Source organism: Methylobacterium sp. 190mf (assembly GCF_900107945.1).
Classification (GTDB): Bacteria; Pseudomonadota; Alphaproteobacteria; order Rhizobiales; family Beijerinckiaceae; genus Methylobacterium.
This window is the reverse complement of sequence record NZ_FNVI01000048.1, coordinates 1-23,078: the sequence shown is the minus strand read 5'-3', so window position 1 is coordinate 23,078 and position 23,078 is coordinate 1. Positions and strand designations below refer to the sequence as shown.

At 65.8% G+C, this 23,078-nt stretch carries 18 protein-coding genes and 2 pseudogenes; 16 read left to right on the top strand and 4 right to left on the bottom strand.

Going from position 1 to position 23,078, the window contains the following annotated elements:
* Nucleotides 1–499: pseudogene (locus tag C4T42_RS30075) on the bottom strand (IS630 family transposase); the annotation flags it as partial.
* Between the two features lie 450 nt (nucleotides 500–949).
* On the opposite strand from C4T42_RS30075, the gene C4T42_RS30070 reads away from it, so the two are divergent.
* The 3 genes from C4T42_RS30070 to C4T42_RS30060 are packed head-to-tail and all read left to right on the top strand — an operon-like array spanning nucleotide 950 to nucleotide 7,235.
* Nucleotides 950–3,451, top strand: a complete 2,502-nt coding sequence (locus C4T42_RS30070; protein WP_020092773.1) for an ABC-three component system protein — start codon at nucleotides 950–952, stop codon at nucleotides 3,449–3,451.
* On the top strand, nucleotides 3,448–4,161 hold the full coding sequence (locus tag C4T42_RS30065) for an ABC-three component system middle component 1 (protein WP_020092772.1): 714 nt from the start codon (nucleotides 3,448–3,450) through the stop codon (nucleotides 4,159–4,161). Before C4T42_RS30070 ends, C4T42_RS30065 begins: the two co-directional genes overlap by 4 nt.
* Nucleotides 4,158–7,235: an AAA family ATPase gene (locus C4T42_RS30060; RefSeq protein ID WP_103986454.1), complete on the top strand. Its 3,078-nt coding sequence runs from the start codon at nucleotides 4,158–4,160 to the stop codon at nucleotides 7,233–7,235. Before C4T42_RS30065 ends, C4T42_RS30060 begins: the two co-directional genes overlap by 4 nt.
* A 682-nt stretch (nucleotides 7,236–7,917) precedes the next feature.
* On the opposite strand, the gene C4T42_RS30050 is transcribed toward C4T42_RS30060, so the two are convergent.
* Nucleotides 7,918–8,814 (bottom strand): LysR family transcriptional regulator, encoded by an 897-nt coding sequence (locus C4T42_RS30050; RefSeq protein WP_020092768.1) that lies wholly within the window; start codon nucleotides 8,812–8,814, stop codon nucleotides 7,918–7,920.
* Nucleotides 8,815–9,108: 294 nt separating this feature from the next.
* On the opposite strand from C4T42_RS30050, the gene C4T42_RS30045 reads away from it, so the two are divergent.
* From C4T42_RS30045 to C4T42_RS32190, 6 genes are all read left to right on the top strand, one after another.
* Complete coding sequence (locus C4T42_RS30045; protein ID WP_181049253.1) at nucleotides 9,109–10,269, top strand: branched-chain amino acid ABC transporter substrate-binding protein; 1,161 nt, start codon at nucleotides 9,109–9,111, stop codon at nucleotides 10,267–10,269.
* A 53-nt stretch (nucleotides 10,270–10,322) separates the two neighbouring features.
* Nucleotides 10,323–11,240: a branched-chain amino acid ABC transporter permease gene (locus C4T42_RS30040; RefSeq protein ID WP_103986452.1), complete on the top strand. Its 918-nt coding sequence runs from the start codon at nucleotides 10,323–10,325 to the stop codon at nucleotides 11,238–11,240.
* 2 nt (nucleotides 11,241–11,242) lie between these two features.
* On the top strand, nucleotides 11,243–12,433 hold the full coding sequence (locus C4T42_RS30035) for a branched-chain amino acid ABC transporter permease (RefSeq protein WP_103986451.1): 1,191 nt from the start codon (nucleotides 11,243–11,245) through the stop codon (nucleotides 12,431–12,433).
* A 39-nt stretch (nucleotides 12,434–12,472) separates the two neighbouring features.
* Entirely contained in the window at nucleotides 12,473–13,213 is a 741-nt protein-coding gene (locus C4T42_RS30030) for an ATP-binding cassette domain-containing protein (protein WP_244603322.1), read from the top strand.
* 71 nt (nucleotides 13,214–13,284) lie between these two features.
* Nucleotides 13,285–13,947, top strand: coding sequence for an ABC transporter ATP-binding protein (locus tag C4T42_RS30025; RefSeq protein WP_103986450.1), 663 nt, complete (start codon nucleotides 13,285–13,287; stop codon nucleotides 13,945–13,947).
* A gap of 60 nt (nucleotides 13,948–14,007) precedes the next feature.
* Nucleotides 14,008–14,169: a hypothetical protein gene (locus tag C4T42_RS32190; protein WP_020092762.1), complete on the top strand. Its 162-nt coding sequence runs from the start codon at nucleotides 14,008–14,010 to the stop codon at nucleotides 14,167–14,169.
* A 343-nt stretch (nucleotides 14,170–14,512) separates the two neighbouring features.
* Here C4T42_RS32190 and C4T42_RS30020 read toward each other — a convergent pair whose 3' ends face one another.
* Nucleotides 14,513–15,409 carry a LysR family transcriptional regulator gene (locus C4T42_RS30020; RefSeq protein WP_026604864.1) on the bottom strand — a complete coding sequence of 299 codons (897 nt, stop codon included), beginning with the start codon at nucleotides 15,407–15,409 and terminating at the stop codon, nucleotides 14,513–14,515.
* 263 nt (nucleotides 15,410–15,672) lie between these two features.
* Here C4T42_RS30020 and C4T42_RS30015 point away from each other — a divergent pair, with 263 nt between their 5' ends.
* From C4T42_RS30015 to C4T42_RS29980, 7 genes and pseudogenes are all read left to right on the top strand, one after another.
* Nucleotides 15,673–16,407: an SDR family oxidoreductase gene (locus C4T42_RS30015; RefSeq protein ID WP_103986449.1), complete on the top strand. Its 735-nt coding sequence runs from the start codon at nucleotides 15,673–15,675 to the stop codon at nucleotides 16,405–16,407.
* Between the two features lie 40 nt (nucleotides 16,408–16,447).
* Nucleotides 16,448–17,047 (top strand): NADPH-dependent F420 reductase, encoded by a 600-nt coding sequence (locus tag C4T42_RS30010; RefSeq protein ID WP_020092759.1) that lies wholly within the window; start codon nucleotides 16,448–16,450, stop codon nucleotides 17,045–17,047.
* Nucleotides 17,048–17,155: 108 nt separating this feature from the next.
* A pseudogene (locus C4T42_RS32635) lies at nucleotides 17,156–17,953 on the top strand (transposase); the annotation flags it as partial.
* 362 nt (nucleotides 17,954–18,315) lie between these two features.
* Nucleotides 18,316–18,732 (top strand): cupin domain-containing protein, encoded by a 417-nt coding sequence (locus C4T42_RS29995; protein ID WP_103986446.1) that lies wholly within the window; start codon nucleotides 18,316–18,318, stop codon nucleotides 18,730–18,732.
* Between the two features lie 198 nt (nucleotides 18,733–18,930).
* The gene (locus C4T42_RS29990; protein ID WP_081636469.1) at nucleotides 18,931–19,545 is read left to right on the top strand and encodes an NAD(P)H-dependent oxidoreductase; all 615 of its coding nucleotides are present in this window, start codon (nucleotides 18,931–18,933) and stop codon (nucleotides 19,543–19,545) included.
* A gap of 515 nt (nucleotides 19,546–20,060) precedes the next feature.
* Nucleotides 20,061–21,296, top strand: a complete 1,236-nt coding sequence (locus C4T42_RS29985; protein ID WP_244603321.1) for a cytochrome P450 — start codon at nucleotides 20,061–20,063, stop codon at nucleotides 21,294–21,296.
* Between the two features lie 740 nt (nucleotides 21,297–22,036).
* Nucleotides 22,037–22,318: a transposase gene (locus C4T42_RS29980; RefSeq protein WP_103986444.1), complete on the top strand. Its 282-nt coding sequence runs from the start codon at nucleotides 22,037–22,039 to the stop codon at nucleotides 22,316–22,318.
* A 160-nt stretch (nucleotides 22,319–22,478) separates the two neighbouring features.
* Here the strand turns inward: C4T42_RS29980 and C4T42_RS29975 are convergent.
* The coding region (locus C4T42_RS29975; protein WP_103986443.1) for an IS5 family transposase at nucleotides 22,479–23,078 on the bottom strand (600 nt) is incomplete at its 5' end.

The window sequence follows — 23,078 nt, the reverse complement described above, 5'->3', positions numbered from 1 at the left end:
CGGGGACAGCGCCCGCGGGTGCGGGCCATGTTGGTGGCGGTCCACGTCTCGTCGAGGAACACCAGCCGGTCCGGGTCGAGATCGGGCTGGCTCTCGAACCACGCTTCCCGGGCGGCCTTCACGTCCGGCCGATCCTGCTCTGCGGCGTGGGCCGTCTTTTTTTGTACGTCAGGTCGCGCGCGTCGAGGAAGGCCCACAGCGTGCCGAGCCCGACGGTGAGGCCATGCTCGTCCTGCAACCGGGCGCGCATCTCCTCCAGGGTGATTTCAACCTTCTCGTCGATCAACGTACGCAGGAACGTCTCATACGGGTCGAGCTTGGAGCGGCGGGCACGCCCCTGCGGCCGGGCGGCCACCGTCCCAGTCGCGGCGAGCGCCGCCATCCAGCGGATCGCGGTTGCTTGGCCGACCCCGAAGCGGGCGGCCGCCTGACGGCGCGAGGTCGCCGCAGCCGCGGTCACCGCCCGCTCGCGCAGGTCCAAGCTGTAGGGGCGGCCCATGCATCACTCCGGATGTCGACCGGCCGAGTGAATCAGCCTCCCAGCGCCGCGTGAACCCCACCAAGCCGACTCAGCCCAAACCGAAAACGCTCTAGCCCCAGACAAGCGCCGCCGCTTCCGCGAGAGCGAGGGCACCGCAGGGCGTACTCATCGATTTCGGCAGGCGGCTACCTGTCTGTGCCGAGGCTTGCTCGTCCGGAACGTTCCGTTCCAAGCGTACTGCCGAACGGATAGGCAGGCGCCTGGAGGCGTTCGCTTCTGTCTCGTCGCCCTTCCGGCAGTGCCGCGTTACGCCCGTTGCCCCGATGATCGCACACTGGTAGCGGGGCGTGCTCACGACCGTTCGACGGGATACACTTCTGGGATAGGGCCCTCCTCGCCGCGGTCCGAGAGCCCGTCAAACCAAAGGGGTATTGGGATCTTGTCATCAACGGGTAGGAATGCGGCCGGGTGCTGAGCACACGCGACATCCTTGAAGGTTTCGAGATTGCCGCCCATCCGGGCGCCTTCGTCCTGGGATGCTACGACACACGGATCACCCTATATTCGCAACAAGTCCGAGCCCTTCAGCTCGCACATGCCATGAACGCCGAGCACTTCCTCAGAGCCGGCGTTCGCGTCGCGGTCGTAGGCGGGGGAGCTGCCGGCGTCACGGTCGCGGCAGCGCTCGCCCTTCACGACGGCGTCATCGTGAACCTCTACGAGACGTCGCGGGAACTCGTGCCGTTGCAACTCGGTTCGCACCGGCGGCGGATCGATCCCCACATATACGAGTGGCCGAGGCTGTCCGCCGACCATCCCCGGGCGGAGCTGCCCATCCTCGACTGGCGATCGGGCACGGCGGCGGACGTCAGGCGGGACATCCTCCTGGAGTTCGACGAAATACGGGCGTGGGTCGGCGAGCGCCTGCGCATCCACCTCCGGCACCGCGTCAAGACGATTGTGCCGCGCGGACAATATTTCGATGTCGGCGCTGTGCGGCAGTCCGATGCCGGGGACACGGAGCCCGTGCCGATCACCGTGGACTACGTCGTTCTGGCGATCGGCTTTGGCGTCGAGCCCCCGAACCCCGTCCCGAACATCCCGACGGAGAGCTACTGGGCGGACGCCAGTGTGCCGGGCCCCGTAGTCGGCACCGATCCCAATCCGCGCTTCCTCGTCAGCGGCAACGGCGACGGCGGCCTGATCGACTTCGTCGCGGCGGCCAGCGCGCACTTCGACCATTGGTCGTTCGTAGAGGCAATCACGCGCTACCCGGACATCGAATGCCTGAGCGCCGACCTCCTCGTGATCGACGAGGAGGCCCGCGCTGCCGACGCGGAGGGTCGCGGCTTCGACTTCGTGCAGGCGTACGATGACCGCATCGGGGCGAGGGTCGAGGCCATCGGCCTAGTCGACGAGGTCGAGCGCCTGCTGCGCCCGGGCGTGCAGCTCACGCTTCAAACGCGCGGCGCGCAGCCGATGATGGTCCGCACGGCAACGCTGAACCGCCTCGCCGCCTACCTGGTCATCAAGGCCTGCCGGCGACACAACGGACGGACCTTCCGCCATCTCGTCTCGCGGGATGTGGCAGCGTCCGCCTCTCCAGTCGGTGGTCCGACGTCCGCCCTTGCGCTCGATTGCGACGGCGAACGCGTCGTAGTCGACAGGCTCATCGCGCGGCGCGGCCCCGACAAGGCCGCGGTCCGGGCGCCGTTCGCGGCACTTTTGTCCTCGTACGATGCACAGCATGGGGATTGGGTCCAGCTCATCGCGACCGACGCGATCGCACCGACCCTCCCCGACGGGACCCATGCGCACTTCGCGGGACTGGCCCAAGCGGCTCGGCTTCCGCTACCGCGGTACCGACAGGCCGAGCTGGCGGCGGCTGCGCCCCTGCACGTCAGGCTCGCCGCGCGCGCCGCATCGATCCGCTGGAGCGGGGATGTTGGGATCGAGGGGGCGGTCCAGGTATGGGCAGACGACGCGAGGTCGCTCTACGTTCAGACCGACCTCGTCCCGACCGACCTCGGCTCGCTGTCGCAGGCCGTTGCGCGTCTTGCGATGCACACGGAGCGTTGCGTCCTGTCGGTTAACCACGCCCATTGGCGGCGCATGCTGGACGCCCTGACAGTCTCGTCGCGGCATGCTGACGGATTCGTCGCGCCGCGGGTGGAGATCGCGCGCATCGAGGCTTCGATCCGCAACGCGGTCGAACTCGAAGCCGGCGAGATGGCCCAACTCCTCGACCGGGCGATGGACCGTTGGGTGCTTGATCGGATCGACGAGCACCTCCGGCCGTTCGTCGCTCGCGGGACAGACCCGGGTTCCGTCGTCAGGATGAATGCCGCGGAGGATCTACGGCGCGGCATGGGAGAGGTCTGGGGGGCGTGGCGGGACCTGTTCGCGGCCGATGCTGACCTGCTCTCACGCTTCCTCCAGATGGCGATCTGCGCGCAGGACGTCGAGGACCTCGCCGGAGAAGCGCGCGCGATCGTCGGCCCGCGGACCCTCAAATCACTGATCCGCGCCACCGGCGCTGCGCTCGCCGTCGCGACCGGTTGGGGAACGATCGCTCCCTCCATCGGGCGACCGGGAAACCTGACCCACGGCCGGAGCTTGGGCAATCGCCAAGGTCATGCGTGCGCGGCCGCTATGATCGAAGGGGAACCCACCGCGCTCGCCGCCGCCCGGTTCATGTGGAGGACACACTTCGTGCTGCTGCCGATGGAGCACGGTTCAGTCCGAGCGGCTATGCTCGCCGACCGGCCGTTCAACGTCACCGAGCGCGGCGTGCCGTCGTTGCGGGACGCCGAGGAGGCGGCCGCGGTCATCCTCACGCTTGACGACGGGTTCATGACAGCGGCACGGACCGGCCGCGCTGCCCTGGCAACCTTTCTCGGTGAGGCGGACGCATCACATTTCGAGCGCCTCGGCCGGGCGATCGAGGTCGGGGCGGGGGCCGGCGCATGAGCACCGCGGAACCACGTTCGCCGGCGGGCGCCATCCTGGCGCAGTTTGCCGAGGGGCTCCGGGAGCGGGCGCGCGAGGTCGGCGTCGGGCACGCCGAGGCCCCCGAGCTGGTCGAGCCATCCTTCAGGGGGGGCGACGAGAGCACGGCGGCCCGGCTCCGGCTGGACGACCTGCCCGAGGCGGCCCTCGGCCTGAGGTTCGACGGATATACGGTCCTCCTCGGCCTCCTGCCCGAGGCCCCGCGTGAAGAGGAGATTTCCGAACGCCTCCGTAAGTACCGCAACCAATGCGTCGTGGCGCGCTCACACGTCGCGCCCGACCAGGGGCTCGACCTGCATCTATTCCTGGCCGGCCCGCGTGGAAGCGAGCGCAGCGAGTCTTGGCGGGACTTGGCCCTCAAGATCGAGCGGGACGATAAGGTCGCGCGCAAGCTCGTCTGGCTGAGGCCAGCCGAGTCCCCCGAGGTCGATCGGGCCGACCGCGAAAGCTTGGTCGAGTTCGCAAAGCGTACCTTCCTGGCTCGTCCCTGGCTGACGACAGAGACGTTCTCCATGGCCCCGATCGACAACGTCGGTCGCGGTGTCTCCCTTTCGGGCGTGCCGCGCGACACCATCGGGGACTGGAACCGGCTCGCCGCTTCGACGGACACGGACGTCAGCACCCTTGTCGACGGTCTAGTCGAGGCCTGGGCGAGAGGAGGCAGGGCATGACGTCCATCTACCTATCCCGCGTCGAGCTCACGGACTTCCGCACATTCGGCCGCTTCACCCTCGAAATCCCCGCGGCGCCGGGGCTGACGCTCCTCGTGGGGACTAACGGTCTGGGTAAGAGCACGTTCTTCGACGGTATCGAGTGGTGCCTGACCGGGAAGGTCCGGCGCCTCGACCCGTACGTGGGGCGGCTCGGGGAGGAAGCGTACCTTACGCGGCGTGGAGCCAGTCCGGGGTCCCATTCGGTGAGCCTGAGCTTCGGCGCGGGCAATACAGTGACCCGGTCAGCATCTCAGGCCCCCTCGGAGGACAGGGTCGTCGCCATGCTCAAGGATCCGGCTTGGGCGGAGATCGCGGACCTCGGCGATTACTTGGCTTTCACGCACTTCCTGGGGCAAGCCGCGCGGCAGAGATTCACAAGCCGCGAGAGTTCGGACCAGTGGGAGGCCCTGAAAGGCCCAAGCGGGATCGACAGGCTCGAACACATAAGATCCAGGCTACGAGGGACCTCGACGACGAGGGCTTTTGAGGCCAGGGCGGCCCGCGAGCGCCTGCTGGTCGAACGCGCTGAGGCGGACCTGGCGGCCTGGCGTGTGAATGTAGGTCGAAGAGACGCCATCAAGCGATCCCTCGAAGCGATCGACGGAGTCTCGGGCGAAGCCATTGCCGTACGCCTTGCCCGGATCTGGGCGTCCGTGACTGCATCTGATGGGGATGGGTCGGCAGCTGGCGACATTACGGCGGTCGCCGCCCGCCGGCGGATCGAGGCTGCGCGGTCCCGCCTGAGGGACCGGCGGGTTGAGATTGAGGGATTGCGCTCGCTCGCGAGCCGGCATGCTGCGTCCGAGGCCCGGGCGGATCGGGATGATCGCATGACGAGCGCCGCCGCGGTGGCCCTCGACGAGGCCGGGGCCTTCGTCTCAGCGTGTGCGTCGTTGGCGCGGCAGACAGAGCGGGAGCTTCTGGAGGGCGAAAGCGCGTTGTCGGAAGCCGTCGCCGCGGTGGATCGATTCATGGGCGGTGCAATGGCTCTGTCCGAAATGGAGCGCCTTCTCGGCGAACGCCAGGGGCTCACCGGGGAGGCCGAGGCGGTGGATGAGCGCTCGACCGCCTTGGCGTCGGAACTCGAAGCGGCGCGGTCGGCGCTTCGTGTTGCTAACGAGGCCGACGCCCGACGCACAGCGCTGCAAGCGCGCCTCGCCACCCTTCACAGTTTATCGGAGGAGGCCGCACAGCTCCCGCGGCTTCGCGAGGACGCCGTCGTGCTCCGGGAAGCCGCACGGGCTGCGCTCCGGGATGCCGAACTGGCGAGGGGTGAGGCGGAGAATATCCGCCCTCGGCTCGATCGAGCGCGAATCGATCTCGATCGGGACGAGGCGGTTCTCGCGGCGCTTGCTGAACGCTCCTCGCGCTTGGCCCGGGCGCTGGCGGACATCGCGGCGCACGTGTCAGGTCATGACGCGGCGTGCCCGGTTTGCGCGACCGGCTTTCCACCAGGCGCGTTGAAGCTGCTCGCGGATGAGGCTGCTAAGCGCGAAGACGCGGCGCTCGCCGCGCGACGCGCAGATCATGAAGCGTCGCTGATGCAAGTCGAGAGCATGACACACGCTCTCGCCGACGCCGATCGGCGTGTCGCGGAAGCGGCTGCGGCGGCAGCGCAGGCCGACGCGGCTGAGGAGGCGGTCGGATGGCTTGTTGGTACGATCGCGGCCCGGATCGGCCTTGGCGATGGGATCGACCCCGTCGCGGCCATCATAGACATCCGCATGGCGATTGAGACCGAGCTCGCTGCGCTGGACGAGGCGAACCCGGTCGGGGCGTCGGAGGCGGGCGGGTTCCTCGCGGACCTGCAGCGGGAGCTGTCGGCTGAGCGAGAGCGGCGGCGCGAACTTGCGGGAGAGCTTGCAGCAATTGAGGTCGCGCTGCAGGCGCCCGCGATGGCTCTTGACGCGCTCGGGAAGCCCTCTGAAGGCGAGCTTGGGGTTGAACTCGACCGTTGGCGGTCCGCGGTCGCGGAGAGACGCGCCACTTCGGAGGAACTCAGGCAGGCCCACGACGCCGCACTCGCACAAGCTGCGGCGGCACGGCAGAGGTTCGACGTCGCGGCCGCCGAGGCGGAGCGCCTCGCGCGTGACGTGGCGGAGGCGAGGGCTGACATAGCGGAGGTTGCCCGCTTGTGGGCCGCCGGGGGAATGGAGGGCGAACCGACGGAGCGCGCCATCGAGGAACACCTCGCCCTGGCGGACGCGGAGGGGAGCAGGCTCGCGTCGTTGGCCGCCGAAGTCGGCGAGCTCGCGGGCCATGAGGAATCGTTGCGACGGGCCAACGAGCTCGATGGCATCGAGAACGACATGCTTTCAGTCGGCGGATCTGACGCTCTCGTCGACCCGGGTCGACATGAGCGCGCGCTACTGGAACGCCAGACGCAGGCCGGCGAGGCGTTGGAGCTGACGAACGCCGCGCGCGCCGCCGTCGCCCGTTACGCGGATCACCTCCAGGCGGAGGCGGCAGACTTTTCGACCCGCTTCCTGCGCCCGTTGAATGGCTTGGTAAACGACTTTAACCGGGCGCTGCTCACGACCCCCGGTGAGTCAATCGAGATGAACGCCAATCACGCCGTGAACCGGACGAGTTTCAGTATGGCGGTTAGGCGGACTAACATTCTGGAGGACGCGGGTCCGCAGCGCGGGCTCCCGCCCCAGCTCGTGTTGAGCGAGGGGCAGATGGCTGCGAACGGGGTCGGCATCCTGTGCGCCGCGAGCACGGCCTATCAGTGGTCGTCGTGGCGCGCCCTGCTGGTCGACGATCCGCTCCAGCACAACGACATCATTCACGCAGCTGCCTTCACCGACGTGATGCGGAACCTCGTCGCGCTCAAAGGATATCAGCTCGTCATGTCCAGTCACGACCGCGCGGAGGCCGAGTTCGTCTCCCGCAAGTTCGACGCCGTCGGGTTGCCCTGCTCGGTCGTGAACCTAACCGCGCCGTCGAGAGATGGCGTCAGGTTCGATGCGCCCCGCCATAACCCGGCCGCCAAGGCCGCCATGCAAGAGGCAATGGCGAATGCATCGTGAGCGGGGTGATATCATCATCTGCAAGACGTAATCCTGGAACCAACGGTCGAGGCCATCCTGGGGAGGTGGCGGATGTAGGAGTAGGCCTTCGGCGAAGTCATGGCCCGCTTCAGCGTTGGCCAGCTGATCCAGAGCCCGAAAATCCAGACGAGAAACAGAATTCCGGAGTGCCAGACGTTGGTCGGCTGCAGCGCCGAGAAGACAAACAAGCTGAGAGCTAGAGATCCCAATCGGTCGTGCGCTGAGAGGGCGATTGAGTACCGTTCAGCCGCCCAGAATAGCTCGGGCGCATGCAAGCCGCCCTGCCGGGAGACGCTCCTGGTGAACTGGGCTGGCAGGATGCTGCGTAGCATCGGCGTTCCGCCAAGTCATCCTTATGGCGCCGGGCTACGTCCCTCGGCACTCCGCTCGTCGCGCCGAGGGGATGCGGGGCGCGGACGATCCAGGCGCACGCCGGTTGAACCGAATGACGACGGCACAAACAAGAAGACCCGGCGCAGCGCGTGGCTGGCCGGGCTGAGGTCGTCATCTTGGGAGATGACCCAGAGCATAGCCGGGCAGTGAATCTTAACAAATGTCAGCCTGGCATGCCAGCGTGGCGGTGGGCGCATAGGATCGCGCTCTTCGCGCTGCCCTATGCCGGATTCATGGAGGCCTGGGGCGTTGAGTCATGACGGACGGATCAGAACCATGTGAGGTAAGCGGCCTCTCGATCAAATAGCCCGGCGAGGAAGCGGGTGACGGCGCGGACGCGGCCGAGGTGCTCGATATCCTCGTGGACTGTCAGGAACACGTCGCGCATCACCACGACCTCGTCCGGCAGGACCGGCACCAGGGTGGGGTCGCGCTTCGAGCAGAAGAGCGGCAGCAGCCCGATGCCGAAGCCGGCGGCGACCGCCCCCTGCTGCGCGGCCAGGCTGGTCGAGCGGAAGACGACGCTCGTCGGCTCGAGGACGTCCAGGAGCCAATGGACCGAGCTGATGGCGAGCAAGTCCTCCACGTAGTCCACGAAGTCGTGCTGCTGAAGCTCGTCCCGGCTCGCGGGCATCCCCCGCGACGCGAGGTAGGCTGGGGCCGCGAACAGGGCGAGGCGGATTGCCCCGACCGTACGCACCTTCAAGCGCGCGCCCTGCGGCGGGACGAAGCTGACCGAGATGTCCGCCTCGCGTTTGGTGAGATTGATCAGGTGCCGCTCGGTGACGAGCTCGATCACGATCTCCGGGTGCGTCCGGGCAAGCTCGCGAAAACGCCCGCTCAAGTAGAAAGCGGCGATTCCCTCCATGCTGGCCACCCGGACGCGGCCGACAGGCTGCGTGCTGCCCGGCGACCCGAGGACACCGGAGATGGAGAGCGCCTTGCACTCGATGTCTTCCGCGATCGCGAGCAACCTGTGTCCGTGCTCCGTCAGGACGAAACCATCGGGCCTGCGGTCGAAGAGCTTCGCGTCGACCGCCCGTTCCAACTCGGAGACGCGCCGGCTGACCGTGGTGTGATCGACCTTGAGGCGCTTGGCGGCCGGCATCAGGCGGCCATGCCGGGCGAGTTCAAGAAAGAAGGTCAGGTCGTTCCAGTCGAACACGGGCGGCTCGGTTCCGGTGTCATGGCAGCCCAAGGTTACGGCAGTGGGACGCGGGCGCATAGGTCCGCGAGCTTTCCAGATTCGGGACGCTAAACAAAGACGGCGAGGATGAGTGTCGCTGCCGGAGCAGATCCAGGGAATGAAGTTCTGCCTTCGAACTCGGCTCAATGCCGCAAGAAATGGCAGGCGGTGTACTGACTGCAGGCAGAACTTCTGCAAGGGCTCGTGCGCGTTTGTCCAGTCCCGCGCGAATCCGGATCCGGCTAGCATCGCGACGCTTCCGAGGAGATCGACATGGTTCGGGGACTGGCGAAGGTACTCGTCGCGGCAGTGGTGACGCTCGGTCCCGCACAGTTGGCGGCGGAAGCCAAGGATATGGTGAGGATCGCCTTCATCGGTCCCTTGACGGGCGGTAACGCCGCCGCGGGCGTGGGAGGACGCAACTCGGCACTGCTCGCCGTGCAGCTCCGAAACGCGGATCCCGCGGCGAGGTACACCTACGAGCTCGCCACGTTCGACGACGAGTGCAAGCCGAACGTCGGCGTCCAGGTCGCGACCAAAGCCGCCACGGACCGCACGATCATGGCCGGCGTCACGCATTACTGCTCCGCCGTCGGCATCGCGACAGTGGACACCTATGCCCGCTTCAAGCTCCCGGTCGTCGTCTGGGGCGCCATCCTGCCGGAGATCACCTACGGCAACGACCACAAGCAGATCCACCGCGTGAACGGCACGATGATTAACGAGGGCAAGCTCGCGGCGAGCTTCCTGACCGAGCGCGGGTTCAAAACCTTTGCGGTGATCCACGACACGACGGATTACGGGAAAGGCCAGAACAAGTACTTTTCCGAGTTCCTGAAGCCGGCGGGCGGAGAGATCGTGGCGACGTTCCCGGTCGGACCCGACCAGCAGGACTTCACGGCGGAGCTGACGCGCATCAAGGAACTGAGGCCGGACATGGTCTTCGTCGGGGGGCTGACGCCGCTCGGCGTGCGGGTCCGCTCGCAGATGGAGCGCCTCGGGGTCGAGGCTCGCATGTCCGGCGTCTCTGGCATCATGACCGCAGGCTTCCTAGAGGGCGCGGGTCCCGCCGCGGAGGGGACGATCTCCTTCCACAATGGCGCGCCGCTCTCGAAATATGCGAACGGCCAAGCCTTCCTCGATGCCTACGCCAAGGCCGGCTTCCGCGAGGATCCGGATGCCTACGGCCCCTTCGCCTACTCCGCCGCGAACCTGATCATGGACGCTGTCGAGAAGGTCGGGCCGGACCGGGCGAAGGTCACGGCCGAGCTGAACACCACGAAGGCCCATCCGTCCCTGGTCGGCGAGATCAACTTCGACGACCATCGCCAGAATGTCGTCAGCGCCAACGTCTACGTCGCGCAGGGCGGCAAGTGGGTGTTCTGGCCGGACAGCGAGTACGCGGCGGGCCGGCGGACCCTGGCGGGCCGCTAAGGCGGCGCGGCGTGCGCCGCGCGCTTCTCCCCAACGAGCGTTCGGAGCGCAAGATGGACCTCGGATTCCTGGCACAACATCTGTTCAACGGGCTGATGTTGGGCGTGATCTACGCGATGATCGCCGTCGGGTTCTCGTTGTTCTTCGGCGTGCTCGACGTCATCAAATTCTCGCACGGCGACGTCGTCACGCTCGGTGCGTTCGCCGCCCTCGGCGCGGCCGCGGTCGTCGGCTCGGCGGTGGCGGTGCCCGGCCTCGCCCTCGCGCTGGGCCTGCTTGCGGCGATCGCGGCCAGCATGGCGGCCGGAGCCCTGATCGGCGGCACGCTCGTGTTGCCGCTGCGGAATGCGCCGCCGGTCAACGTCCTCCTCGTTACGCTGATGGCGGGGACCATCCTGCGCGAGGCGATCCGCCTGGGTGTGCCAAACGGCGGCAATCCCAAGCCGTTCCCGGCCCTGCTGCCCGACTGGCGGATCGCGGCAGGCTCCTTCAGCGTCGGTGTCGACAGCGTAGCGATCCTGCTGGCCGGCGTTGCCGTGATCGTCGCCACCCGCCACCTCGTCACGCGCACGCGCCTAGGCCTCGCGATCCGCGCCGTGGCGCAGGATCCCGAGGTGGCCTGCCTGTCAGGCATCGACTTCCGTCGCACGGTGCTCGGGACCTTCGCGCTGGGATCCGCCCTCGCGGGCATCGCCGGCTGCATGCTCGGCCTCTACTACCGCGAGATCAACTTCGGCATGGGCCTCGTCCTCGGCGTCATTGGCTTCGCCGCCGCCGTCGTCGGCGGCCTTGGCAGCCTTCTGGGTCCGATCCTCGGCGGCTTCCTCTTCGCCGGCGTGCAGACACTTGTGACCATCACCGTGCCGGCGGCCAGCGCCTACAAGGACGTCGCTGCCTTCGCGGTGGTGATCGCCATCATCGGCATCCTGCCGACCGGTCTCATCTCCGAGCGCTCCAGCGAGCGGGTCTGACCATGAATCCTGCAGACATCGAGATCGTCGGGGGCCCGATGCCCGCCGGTGCCCTTACTAGGCGGGTGGCCGCCGTGGCGACACCCGCCCTGGCCTTCGCCGGCCTCGCTTGGCTCCTCGGAGCCGAGCGCGAGTGGGAGGTCCTGGCGGCTCTCCTCTGCTTCCTGGCCGCACTCGCGGCCCTCGACCGGACCCGGCCCGGCCGGGCGATTGCCGCGGCTTGCCGGAGCGAGCGCGGCCTCGCAAACGCCAGCGCCGCAGCCGCGGCCCTGACCCTCGCCTGGACGTTCCGCGAGGAGCATTACGCGCTGTTGATGCTCGCCACGGTCGCGCTTCACGCAACGGCCTGCATCGGCCTCAACGTCCAGATGGCGTTTGGCGGCATCGCGAACTTCGCGGCGGCGGCGTTCTTCACCATCGGTGCCTACGCCGCCGCGGTGCTCGCCGGGTCGACGGCGCTCCCGCACGTGCTGGTGCTCGCCGGGGGTGGGCTCGTGACGGCCGCTCTCGGGCTGGTCATGTTGCTGCCCGTCCTGCGCACGCGCGGCCACTACGTGGCGCTAGTCACGATGGCCTTCGGCCTCCTGTTGCGGAACTTCCTAGAGGTGAACGATGCCTTCGGCGGTCCCCAAGGGATGAAGATCCCGGGCTTCGCGCCGTTCGGCCTCGACTTCGGTGCGGTTGCCTCAGTCGCCGGTCACGAGGTCTCCTTCTACCTGCCCTACGCACTCACGGCGGGGGCGCTCTTCGCCCTCGCCCTCGCCGCCGCTCGCGCCCTGGAGCTGTCCTGGGTCGGGATCGCGATGGACGCGGTGCGCACCGACCCGATCGCCGCCTCAACCTTCGGCCTGTCGCCTTCGCGCTGGAAGGCGACCGCCTTCTTGATCGGCAACGCGATGATCGGCGTTGCAGGCGCGCTCTACGGGATGATGAACGGCTTTGTGAACCCGAACGGGGCCGGCTTCGGCGAGTCGCTAACGCTGCTCTCCATCGTCGTCCTCGGCGGCCTCGGCAATCTTTGGGGCACCGTGGTGGCATCGGCCGTGCTCCTCGCGCTCCCCGAGAAGCTGCAGCCGATCCAAGAATATCGCTTGTTAATCTTCGCCGCCGTCGTGATCGTTATTCTGCGGTTCCGCCCGGGCGGGATCCTGCCGCGCCCTCTGCGCGTCCTTGGCAGCCGGACGGAGGGTTGAGGCATGGCCGCCCCCCTGCTCGCCTGCTCCGGCTTGACCATGCGCTTCGGCGGCCTCGTCGCCCTGGACGGCCTGGACATGGCCGTTGAGCGTGGCACGACGATCGGCCTCGTCGGCCCGAACGGATCGGGTAAGACGACCTTCTTCAACGTGCTCACGGGCCTCTATCGCCCATCCGCTGGAAGGGCCTCGCTGGCGAACGAGGACATCTTCGCGAAGTCGCCTCAGGCGATCGGCCGCGCCGGCGTGGCGCGAACCTTCCAGCGATGCAGGCTGATGCTTGACCAGAGCGTGTTCGACAACGTCGCCCTGGGGGCGCTGCGACACCAGGATCTCGGCCTTGCGGCGCAGCTGTTCCGCCCCCGCCTGCGAGCGAGCGTCGATGCGCTGGTTGAGCGCGTCCGGTACCTTGCCAACCGCTTCAACCCCGCCATCGCCGCGGCTCTGTTCGAGCCGGCGGGCCGCTTCACGATGATAGACCGGCGGCGCATCGAGATCTGCCGCGCGCTGATCTCGAACCCGCGCCTTCTCCTGCTCGACGAACCGTCGGCGGGCATGACCTCGGAGGAGACGCGCAGGCTGATGGACGACCTCCTCGACTTTCGGCGCGAGTCGCCCGACCTCGCAGTCATCCTCGTCGAGCACGAGATGGACGTGATCCGCCGGGTCTCGGACCGCTGCATCGTCCTGAACTTCGGCCGAAAGATCTTCGAGGGGCCCTTCGAGTCGCTGATCGAGGACCGAGACGTTCAAACCGCCTATCTCGGGAGCGGACAGTGAGCGCGTCACGCGTGGCCGCCTCGCGGCAACTCACAGTCTCTAAGGTCACCTCGGGCTACGACCGGGCAGACGTGCTCAAGCAGGTCTCGATCGACGCGCGGCCCGGCGAGGTCACGTGCATCCTCGGCGCCAACGGTGCCGGCAAGAGCACGCTCATCCGGACCGTCCTCGGCCTGAACCGGGTGCGGTCCGGGACGATCCGCTTTGGTGAGACGAGCCTCGGGGGCATGCCGCCGCACAGGATCGTGGCGCTTGGCATCGGTGTCGTGCCGGAGGGCAACCGGGTGCTGCCCCGGATGACGGTCGCGGAGAACCTCCAAGTCGGCGGCCTGCTCGAACCGCAGCCGCGCAAGGTCGCCCAACGAATGGAGGCGATGTTCGCCGTGTTCCCGCGCCTTGGGGAGCGGCGCGAGCAGCTGGCGGGAACGCTGTCGGGCGGCGAGCGCTCCATGCTGTCCGTCGCGCGCGGGTTGATGACCGATCCCGAGCTCGTCGTGTTCGACGAGCCGTCGCTCGGCCTGTCGCCGCTCTTCGTTTCCGAGGTCTTCGCCGTCGTCCGTCGTCTGAAGGCGCTCGGCCTGACGATCCTGCTCGTCGAGCAGAACGTGCGCCAGACGCTCGACGTTGCCGACCGTGGCTACGTGCTCTCCCAAGGGCGTGTCGTCGCCTCGGGCGACACGCGCGCGCTCCGCGAGGATGCGGAGCTGCACAAGGCCTATTTCGGAGTCCACTGACGGGCGGCGGGATCGCGGACCGGGCGCGATCCCGCCGCCTGCCCCGTTTGGGAAACGAGCATGCCCACGACTCGACCCGCGAGCCGGATAGAGGGCGCGCGCGATCACGCGGGCCTGGATGCGATGGTGCGGCGCCTCTTGCACGACCTCGAGATCGTCGTGGCTGAGCAGAGCCAGATCGCGCGTGTGACGGGAACGATCGACCTAGTGGTGGAAATTTGACGCTTGGTACCCCCGGCGGGGTCCGCAACGGGTGGAGCCTGTGTGAAAACGAAAGCGCATGTCGAAATTGCAGAACAATCCTCTACGCTGCAGTCAAACGGTCCCGCTTCAGGGCGGCTCTGACGCGGTTTAGGCCTCAATTTCGGCGCTTCCCAGGTTGTTCTTGGGAAGATCCTTCTACCGCTTTGGCGTTTTCACACATCCTCGGTGGAAAGCGGTCGGACCGCTTTCGAGCGGCAGTTTATGAGAGCGGACGTTGTCACTGCGCCCGTTCATCGGACGCTCGGACCTTCCGCTTGCAGGCGCTCGACCATCGCCGGTGCCGCCGGCGACCTGACGCACGTCAATCGTGTGGTATGGACAATCCCGCGAGAAGCGGCGCGTACGTGGTGAGCTTGCGGGACACGAATTCCGTGAAGAGCCGCACGCGCTTGGTCTTGCGAGCCTCCCCCTGCGTGAGCAGCCAGAGCGTTCCGTACAGGTGCAGTTCGATGCCCGGTACTCTGGCCAAGAGGGGGTCAGCATCGCCAACGAAGCACGGCAGTGTCGTCATCCCGAGCCCCTGCCGGACCGCCGCTACCTGCGCCTCGGCACCCGAGACCCGGAACGGGACCTCGGCGGTTCGGATCCCGCCCGCGTCGGCCCAGTCCGGTACCCCGTGCGCGCTGATGACGATCCACCGGACAGGATCGGGCGCGCCCGCACGCCATGCGGCGAGGCGGTTTCGGGACACGTAGACGCCACCGAACACCTCCGGTCCCTTCAGGCCGTGAAGGTTGAGCGGAAGGGTCTTGCGGTCGTAGACCACGCGGATCGCCACGTCGGCTTCCCGATTGGTCAGGTTCGCCAACTCCCCCGACGACGAGACGTCCATCTCGATGTCCGGATGCAGGCGCGCGAACTCAGCGAAGTCCGACATGAGTAGATGGGTGGCGAGCGGCGGCGCCAGCGTCACTCGCAGGAGCCCGCGCACGCCCTGATCGCGCCCGAAGACCCGTGCCTCCAACTGGTGGGTGGTCACTTCCACCCGCTCCGCGAGTTCGAGAACCTCCTCGCCCGCACCCGTGATGCGGTAGCCCGCAGGCAGCTTTTCGAACAGCTGCACCCCGAGCCGTTCCTCAAGCTGGGCGACGCGTCGCAGCACGGTCGCGTGGTTCACACCGAGGTGTGCCGCAGCGCCTCGCACCGAGCCTGCGCGCGCGACGGCGAGAAAATAGCGAATATCATCCCAGTCGAACATGGTGCAATCCAGCACCACGGGCTGCCCGTTCGCAAGGCCCGCATTCGGCCCGTTGGTCAAACGTACGGCGGTCCCCGACCTCAGAGTTGAAGATCGCGAGCTTCTCTGGGACCGGATACCAACCCTGACGATCAGCGCCAGCGTTGTGCCGGATCGATTACGCACCACCGCTGTGCGCACTTCCGTACTCAACGCCTGACGCGGGCGGACGCATGTTCGAGGCATCGGGAGCTTCCCGAGACAGCCAAGGACGGAGCCTGAACGTGGGAAAGCTTGAGGGTAAGGTCGCGGTCATCACGGGTGGCGCGACGGGCATCGGCCGCGCCGCGGCGAAGCGCTTCATCGAGGAGGGCGCCTTCGTCTTCATCTTCGGCCGCCGACAGGATGCGCTTGATGCAGCGCTGTCCGACCTCGGGCCCAATGCCCGCGCGGCTAAGGGCTCGGTCTCCGACGAGGCCGACCTCGACCGGCTCTACGAGGTGGTTAGGGCCGAGCACGGGACCCTCGATATCGTCTTCGCCAATGCCGGGGCGGGAAGCCAGCTTCGACTCGGCGAGATCACCGCCGCGCACATCGACGAGACTTTCGACACCAACGTGAAGGGCACGATCTTCACGATCCAGAAGGCGCTGCCGCTGATGAGCAAAGGCGGATCGATCATCTTGACCGGATCGAGCGCCGGCACCACGGGCGCGCCGGGAATGACCGCCTACAGCGCGAGCAAGGCGGCGGTGCGCAACCTCGCGCGGACCTGGGCGGAGGACCTGAAGGGCACCGGCATCCGGGTCAACGTCCTGTCGCCCGGGGCGACGGCGACCGAACTTGCCAAGGCGGCGCTCGGCGAGGAAGGCCAGAAGGTCTTCGCGTCGATGACCCCGCTCCAGCGCATGGCCGACCCAGCGGAGATCGGGGCAGCCGCCGCCTTCCTCGCCTCGGCGGACAGTAGCTTCATGACCGCCAGCGAGGTCGCCGTCGACGGCGGCCTGGCGCAGCTCTGACGCACGCCCTCGCTGGCTCTACAAACCGAAAGAGAACGACATGAGCTACGCGATCATCGGCTTTGGCAAGATTGGCCAAGCCCTGGCCAAGGCATTCGCCCGCAACGGCATCGAGGTCACCGTCGCGACTACACGCGAACCAGAAAGCTTTGCATCCGATGCCGCCGCCATCGGTTCCGGGGTCGTCCCCGTGACGCTGGCGGCAGCCGTCAAGGCGGACCTCATCTTCTTGGCCGTACGGTTCGAGGCACACCCGAACGTCGCGAAGGCGCTCTCCGGTTGGCAGGGGAAGACCATCGTCGACGTGACTAACACCCGCGTCCCCCCTGAGGAGCTAGGCGGGCGGCCTTCCTCCAGCGTTGTCGCGCAGGCCTTCACTGGAGCGCGACTGGTCAAGGGGTTCAACCATCTGGGCGCTGGGGTGCTCGGACAGGACCCCGGCGCACATGGCGGCAGGAGGGTCGTGTTCCTGGCGAGCGACGACGAGGACGCCGCGACAGAGGTCGGCGAACTCGCGGAAAGGCTCGGCTTCGCGCCGATCAAGCTTGGCCCCCTCTCCGAGGGCGGGCTCCTCGTGCAGGCGCGCGGCCCGACTTGGGGGCGGCTGATCTTCAAGGACCTCGTCAGCTTCGAAAGTTGAATTCGAACCGCCTTTTGGGTGGCGTTCCACCGACAGGAACGCGACGCAGGAAATCGGCTCGCATGAGGTGGAGCGTCTACTCCGCGGCGGGAGGTTGGAGTGGACGGCATCGAAGCCGAGATGCTGGCCTCTCCCGACCAGCAAGTGTCCTGACCGATCCCGACGCGCGCTCGATGGCCACCGGCGGGCGTGGTTCGGGTATCGTCGGCTACAACGTGCAGATCGCGGTGGAGACCGAGCATCATCTGATCGTCGCACACGAGGTGACCAACGCCGGCTCTGACCGGGCACAGCTCTCCGGGATGGCAAAGCAGGCGAAGGCGGTGCTGGGGGCAGAGACGCTCGATGCACTCGCGGACCGGGGCTACTTCTCGGGCAAGGAGATCCGGGCCTGCGAGCGGGGGGCATCACGGTGACGCTGCCGAAGCCGCTGACCTCGGGTGCCAAGGCGTAGGGGCGCTTCGGCAATCAGGACTTCGTCTACGAGGCCGAAACGGATGCCTATCGCTGCCCGGCCGGCGAGCGGCTGCCCCACCGCTACACGAACGTGGAGGGCGGGCTGACGCTGCGGCGCTACTGGACGACGGCGTGCGGGCGTTGCGCCATCAAGGTCCGCTGCACGCTAGCCAAGGAGCGCCGGGTCACGCGCTGGGAGCACGAGGCCGTGCTCGATCAGGTGCAGCGTCGGCTCGATGCGGACCCCGGAGCGATGCGCGTGCGGCGTGAGACGGTGGAGCATCCCGTCACGTCAGTACGCTCACATCCCGGATGGGAGCGACGCACTTCCTGGTGAAGACCCTGCCGCGCGTCTCGGGCGAGATTGCGCTGCATATTCTGGCCTACAACCTGACGCGGGCGCTCAACATCGTGGGTGCCCGAGCCATGCTCGCCGCGATGCGGGCCTGAGACTCCGCTCGCCTCTTGTCCTCAGCGCCGCTGCTGCCCGCCTCCCGCAAAAGCGTTTCCACACGGCCAGGGTCCATACCAGAATAACCGGGCTGGGGCGGAAACAGGTGCGGCAGCAACGTCCAATTTCCCAGATTGTCGCGCGAGCCCAGCTTTGCGTCGCCGGGCTGAACAGGTGCCATTTCTTCGTTCTCAACCGCCCGACGAAGGACGCTGCTCGGCGGCACCGGGATCGCTCCAGAGCATGATTACACCTGTAACCTGATAGGTGCCCGACGACACGATCGTGTAACGCGAATCTGCGCAAGAAAAACGCAGCGACGCTTGATAATTCACGCATCTACAACAAAGTGTACCCGGAAATGAAGCTATTATTGGCTATAGCCCTTACAGTCCTTGCTGCGCCTGCCATTGCAAAAGGGGCAGCCGAGACCAAGGTTGTGCCTGTCCTAAAAACGGACAGCAACTCGTTTGGCCAGCCTATAGTGTTTCCGCAGGGGGAAGGTCAAGTCGCCGTCTCGATATATGAAATTCCCGTCGGCGCAAAGCTCCCGGTGCACAAGCATCCGACGCCGCGCGTAGGCTATGTGCTCAGCGGCACAATTCAGGTGACAAACGTCGATACAGGCGACGCGCACACCTTTCATCAAGGTGAGGCCATCTTGGAGTCGGTCGATTCCTGGCACACTGGGGCTAATGTGGGGCCCGGACCACTGAAGTTGCTTGTCGTAGACCTACAACCTAAAGGCGCCTCCGAGCCGACAGTATTTAAAAAGTGAGACTCGTAATAGATTGGGAAAGAACGACAGTACATATCGATCGAAGAGCAAGGCACCGCTTCTCTCAATGCACGACACGTCTAAGTGATCTGGTTTTAGTCAGTCATGTGGAAAAGTCGGGTCTTAGACCGTGTACTTTCGTCTTCCCGGCGGAACTCTCACTTACCTAGTGGTCGAAGTTAGGAGCTTGATTCGGTCATGAAATTACTCCACCTTGATACAAGCATCCGCGGCACGAACTCTGTCTCTCGCGAATTGTCGTCACTAGTTGTCCAGCGGCTCGGCGAACTCGGACATGCTGAGTTAACCTACCACGACCTCGCTGCTGAGGATCTGCCGCACCTGACAGTCGCGAACATTCCGACTGCGCACCCGATCTCGGCCATGGCCGGTGCTCTTGATGCAAATGGTCAAGCCATCCGCGAGGTCAGTGATCGGATGCTCGACGAGTTTATGGCTGCCGACATCGTGGTCATCGGAGTGCCGATGTATAACTTCACGATTCCATCACAGCTGAAAGCATGGATCGACCGCATATTGGTGCCCGGAAAAACCTTCCGGTATGGGGCCAATGGGCCAGAAGGGCTCATGCAGGGCAAGCGTGTCGTCTTAGCTCTTGCCCGTGGCGGGTTTTACGGTCGGGGGACGGCGGCCGCCTCGGCAGAGCATGCCGAAAGCTACCTGCGTACCGTGTTCGGCTTTATAGGTATCACCCCGGAATTTGTCCTAGCCGAAGGAGTGGCGGCTGGCGATCATAACAAGAGTCAAGCGCTTAGATCGGCCCGTGATGCGATTGGGCAACTCGCTGCCTAAGCTTCAACTTGCGTTGAGCGGCCGCGCCCTACTTCGAGCTTAGGCGTCACGCGCAAAGCTCGGAGTAGGGCGGTGCAGACTTGCCTAGGCACTCCCCAATCGATGGAAGCGACGGCGTTCTCGCCGATCGCAAGCTTCTTCGCCGAAGCAGGGTGCCGGCGCGGCAAATCGCTCGATTCGGTCAAGCAAGACCAAGTCGGATGGCTTGGGGTCGCAGCCGAACGACAAGCGCTGCTAAAACGGAGTCAAAATCGCGTTCACTTCAGGCTTTTACCTTTAGCCTAGCTCACCTAACTAATATTTCGACCAAGCCTATGTCAGATTCATACTTCAGATTCATAGAATAATTGCGACCTATAGTTGCAGTCGCTATACGTTCAAGTCAGCTCACTTCAGCAAAGCGATCGGGTATCTAGCCCGCTGAAATAGATTTCGATGGCTCCTGCCAAAGTCGATCTGCGGACGCTGCCTGCATTCGCTCGACTCATCAATTGAGATTTACCAGGTTCGATGCGATGCCTCAGTCCGACGCCTCACCAGATGAAACGAGAGTGCTTGCTCAAACTCCACGCCTCGATGCACGTGATCCGATCTTTCGCGAGCGCCCGCATCAAGTTCTGGATGAGTTGCGTCTCCGCGATCCTGTCCACCAGGACCGTGTTTTCGATCGGGTCGTGCTCACGCGTGCCGCTGATGTTGCCGCCACTCTTGCAGACCGCAGCTTGTCTGCAGATCCTTCCAAGGCCCGACCTACTGCGTATGGCTGGCGTCCCGAGACTGGGCGTGACAAGGCAAATATGGCATCCCTGGACGACCCTGACCACGCGCGTCTGCGCGGGCTTGTAGCAAAGGCCTTCACTGCTCGCGCCGTCCAAAGCCTCCAGAGCCGCGTTGAGCAGTTTGCAGCAAATCTTCTAGACACTATCGACCCAACCACACCCTTTGACCTCGTGTCGATCTACGCCGCGCCCCTACCAATTCTCGTCGTGGCAGCTATGCTCGGTATCGACGACGCCGAAGTCGGTCAGTTCAAATTCTGGTCGAGTGAAAACGAACTCGTCTACATTCGTGATAGGTCAGCTGACGAACAGCGCCGACTCGATGCCGCATATTTAGGGCTGAACGGGTGCTTGGCGCGGGCGATTGCGGATCGACGAGAGTGCCCGCGCGACGATCTTATCAGCGCGCTCGTTGCGGTTGAGGAGGAAGGCGACAAACTGACTGAAACAGAGATCATCAACAATTGTCGCTTGCTATTGGTGGCCGGCAATCTCACCACAACCGACCTGATTGGAAACGCCGTGGTCGCGTTGCTACGCTATCCCCTCCAGCTCATCCGTTTGCGTGCGGAGCCGGACCTATGGCCGGATGCGGTGGAGGAAGTCCTGCGCTATGATCCGCCGGTCGCCCATTGGAACCGTCAGGCACTCCAGGCACGGCAGATCGGCGGCTGCCCAATCGAGGCGGGCCAGACAATCACGGCGATGCTGCTTGCAGCCAACCACGACCCGGCCCTGCACGCTGACCCGCACCGCCTTGACATTAAGCGGAGAGGCCAGAAGCATTACAGTTTCGGTGGCGGCGCGCACTTCTGTCCCGGCGCATCTCTGGGGCGCTTAGAGGCGCGGACCGGTCTTACCATGTTATTCTCGCGTTTCCCGAAATTGCGATTGGCGTTGGGGTACGAACTGCGCCGCAAGGCGAGACCGCCGTTCAACGGCTACGAGGCCATTTGGCTCAATGTAGATTGAGGAAGACCCCGATATACCGGCACTCATAACGCCGATATATAGTGCCATGATATGCGTCGGCTGCGCAATGAATGCGTACCGGATAGCTGGCTTCGGAAGGCTATCCGCGCTCAGTCAAGTCGGAGAAGATGGAATTAGATCGCCATCCCTACGACCAATACATTGAGCTGACGCAGCTTGTCGACTATCTACTCAGCTGTGTGCTTCTTCCGACGCGTTGAAATGTCGGTCTTTCATCATTCGGGTTTAATGGCGGAGAAGCGGGCTTGATGCCCGCTTCGTCGTTTGGGGTTGATTGGCCGGGGCCAGAGCTGTCCGATGCAGAAACCTCCGACCCCGGTGAGGAGACCGAAGGCCAGAAGAGCGGTCGCGATAAGCTCAGGCTCACTCAACGGAACACCGCGACCCCGACACAGAGGCCTACTCCAAAGCCCATAAAGATGCCCCCGAGGAGGCATGCGACGGCGGGGCCAGCTACAGGATCGGCGATCAGGCTCATTGCGCTACTCGCTCTGGTCAGCGTCGACCTACACAGAGTTCTTAACGAGCGTTGAGCTTCCGGCCTCACCAGTAGGTCGACGTCTTCGTTTACTCGGCACCGCAGTTCAGGCAGCGGCGTTTGGGGTTGCCCTGGAGCCCCCACGGACCTTCCGGCCAGAATGTGGCCTGCTGAGAGGCCTGCTAGCCTGAGACGCGCGCGATCCTCGGCAAGCTGTTCGGCCAGTACCCGGCGCTCGTAACTGCCTACCACATCTAGGAGCGGTTCTACGACATCTGCGAGGCCCGACCGGGCAGCGGCTGAGGCTGCCACGGACCGATGGTTGGCCTCGGTGCCATCCAAGTTCGAGCGGCCGTTCAAGCCCAGCATCGACGCCTTCATGCACTGGCGCCCGCACATCCTGCGGTACTTTGAGCACCGGCTCACCAGCGGCTACATCGAGCCGCTGAACGGCCTCATCCGGCGCATGAACGTCAACGGCGTAGGCTACAGCTTCGACGTGCTGCGGCGAAAGCGATTCTGAAATACGGCACCTTCGGCGAGGCCGAATGGGGTGAGTTCGTCCACATCGGCCGCGAGGGGCGCATCCCGATGTACAACGACGCGCACTTCGGCGCGCCGCTATCAACCCTGGCGGCCGAGCTCGAGGCCGGACGTTCTGACCTCAGAGTCCGTCCGAGAAGTCAGGTTGATCGGGCGAGGCGTCTGACGAGGATCATGACGGCTGCGGCGTAGAGGAAGGCTCTGGCGGAGGCGAGGGTCGCTTCGGGATCCTTCCAGAGGCGTCGGTTGCGGCTGATCCAGGCGAAGAACCGTTCAACGACCCACCGGCGTGGATGCACGGCAAAGCCGACCTGATCCGGCGGCTTGCGCACGATCTCGACGGCGATGATCGTCGCGCTCGCTGGCTTGTCGCCGGCATAGCCGGCGTCGGCGAAGGCCTTGGTAATGAACGGGAAGCTTCGGCGCGACAGGCGCAGCACCGGAACGGCTCCGTCCCGGTCCTGTACGTCGGCAGGCTGCGGATCGAGGACGAGCGCACGCCCGTCCGTGTCGACCAGCGCTTGGCGTTTGCGGCCTTTGACCTTCTTGCCGGCGTCGTAGCCGCGCGGCCCGCCGCTCTCCATCGTTTTGACGGTCTGGCTGTCGAGCACTGCGGCGGACGGCGAAGCTTGTCGTCCGACACGCTCGCGATCAGCCATGACGAGGTGGTGGTTGATCCGGCCGAACAGCCCTGTGTCGCGCCAGCGGCTGAAGTAGCCGAACGTGGTCGAACGCGGCGG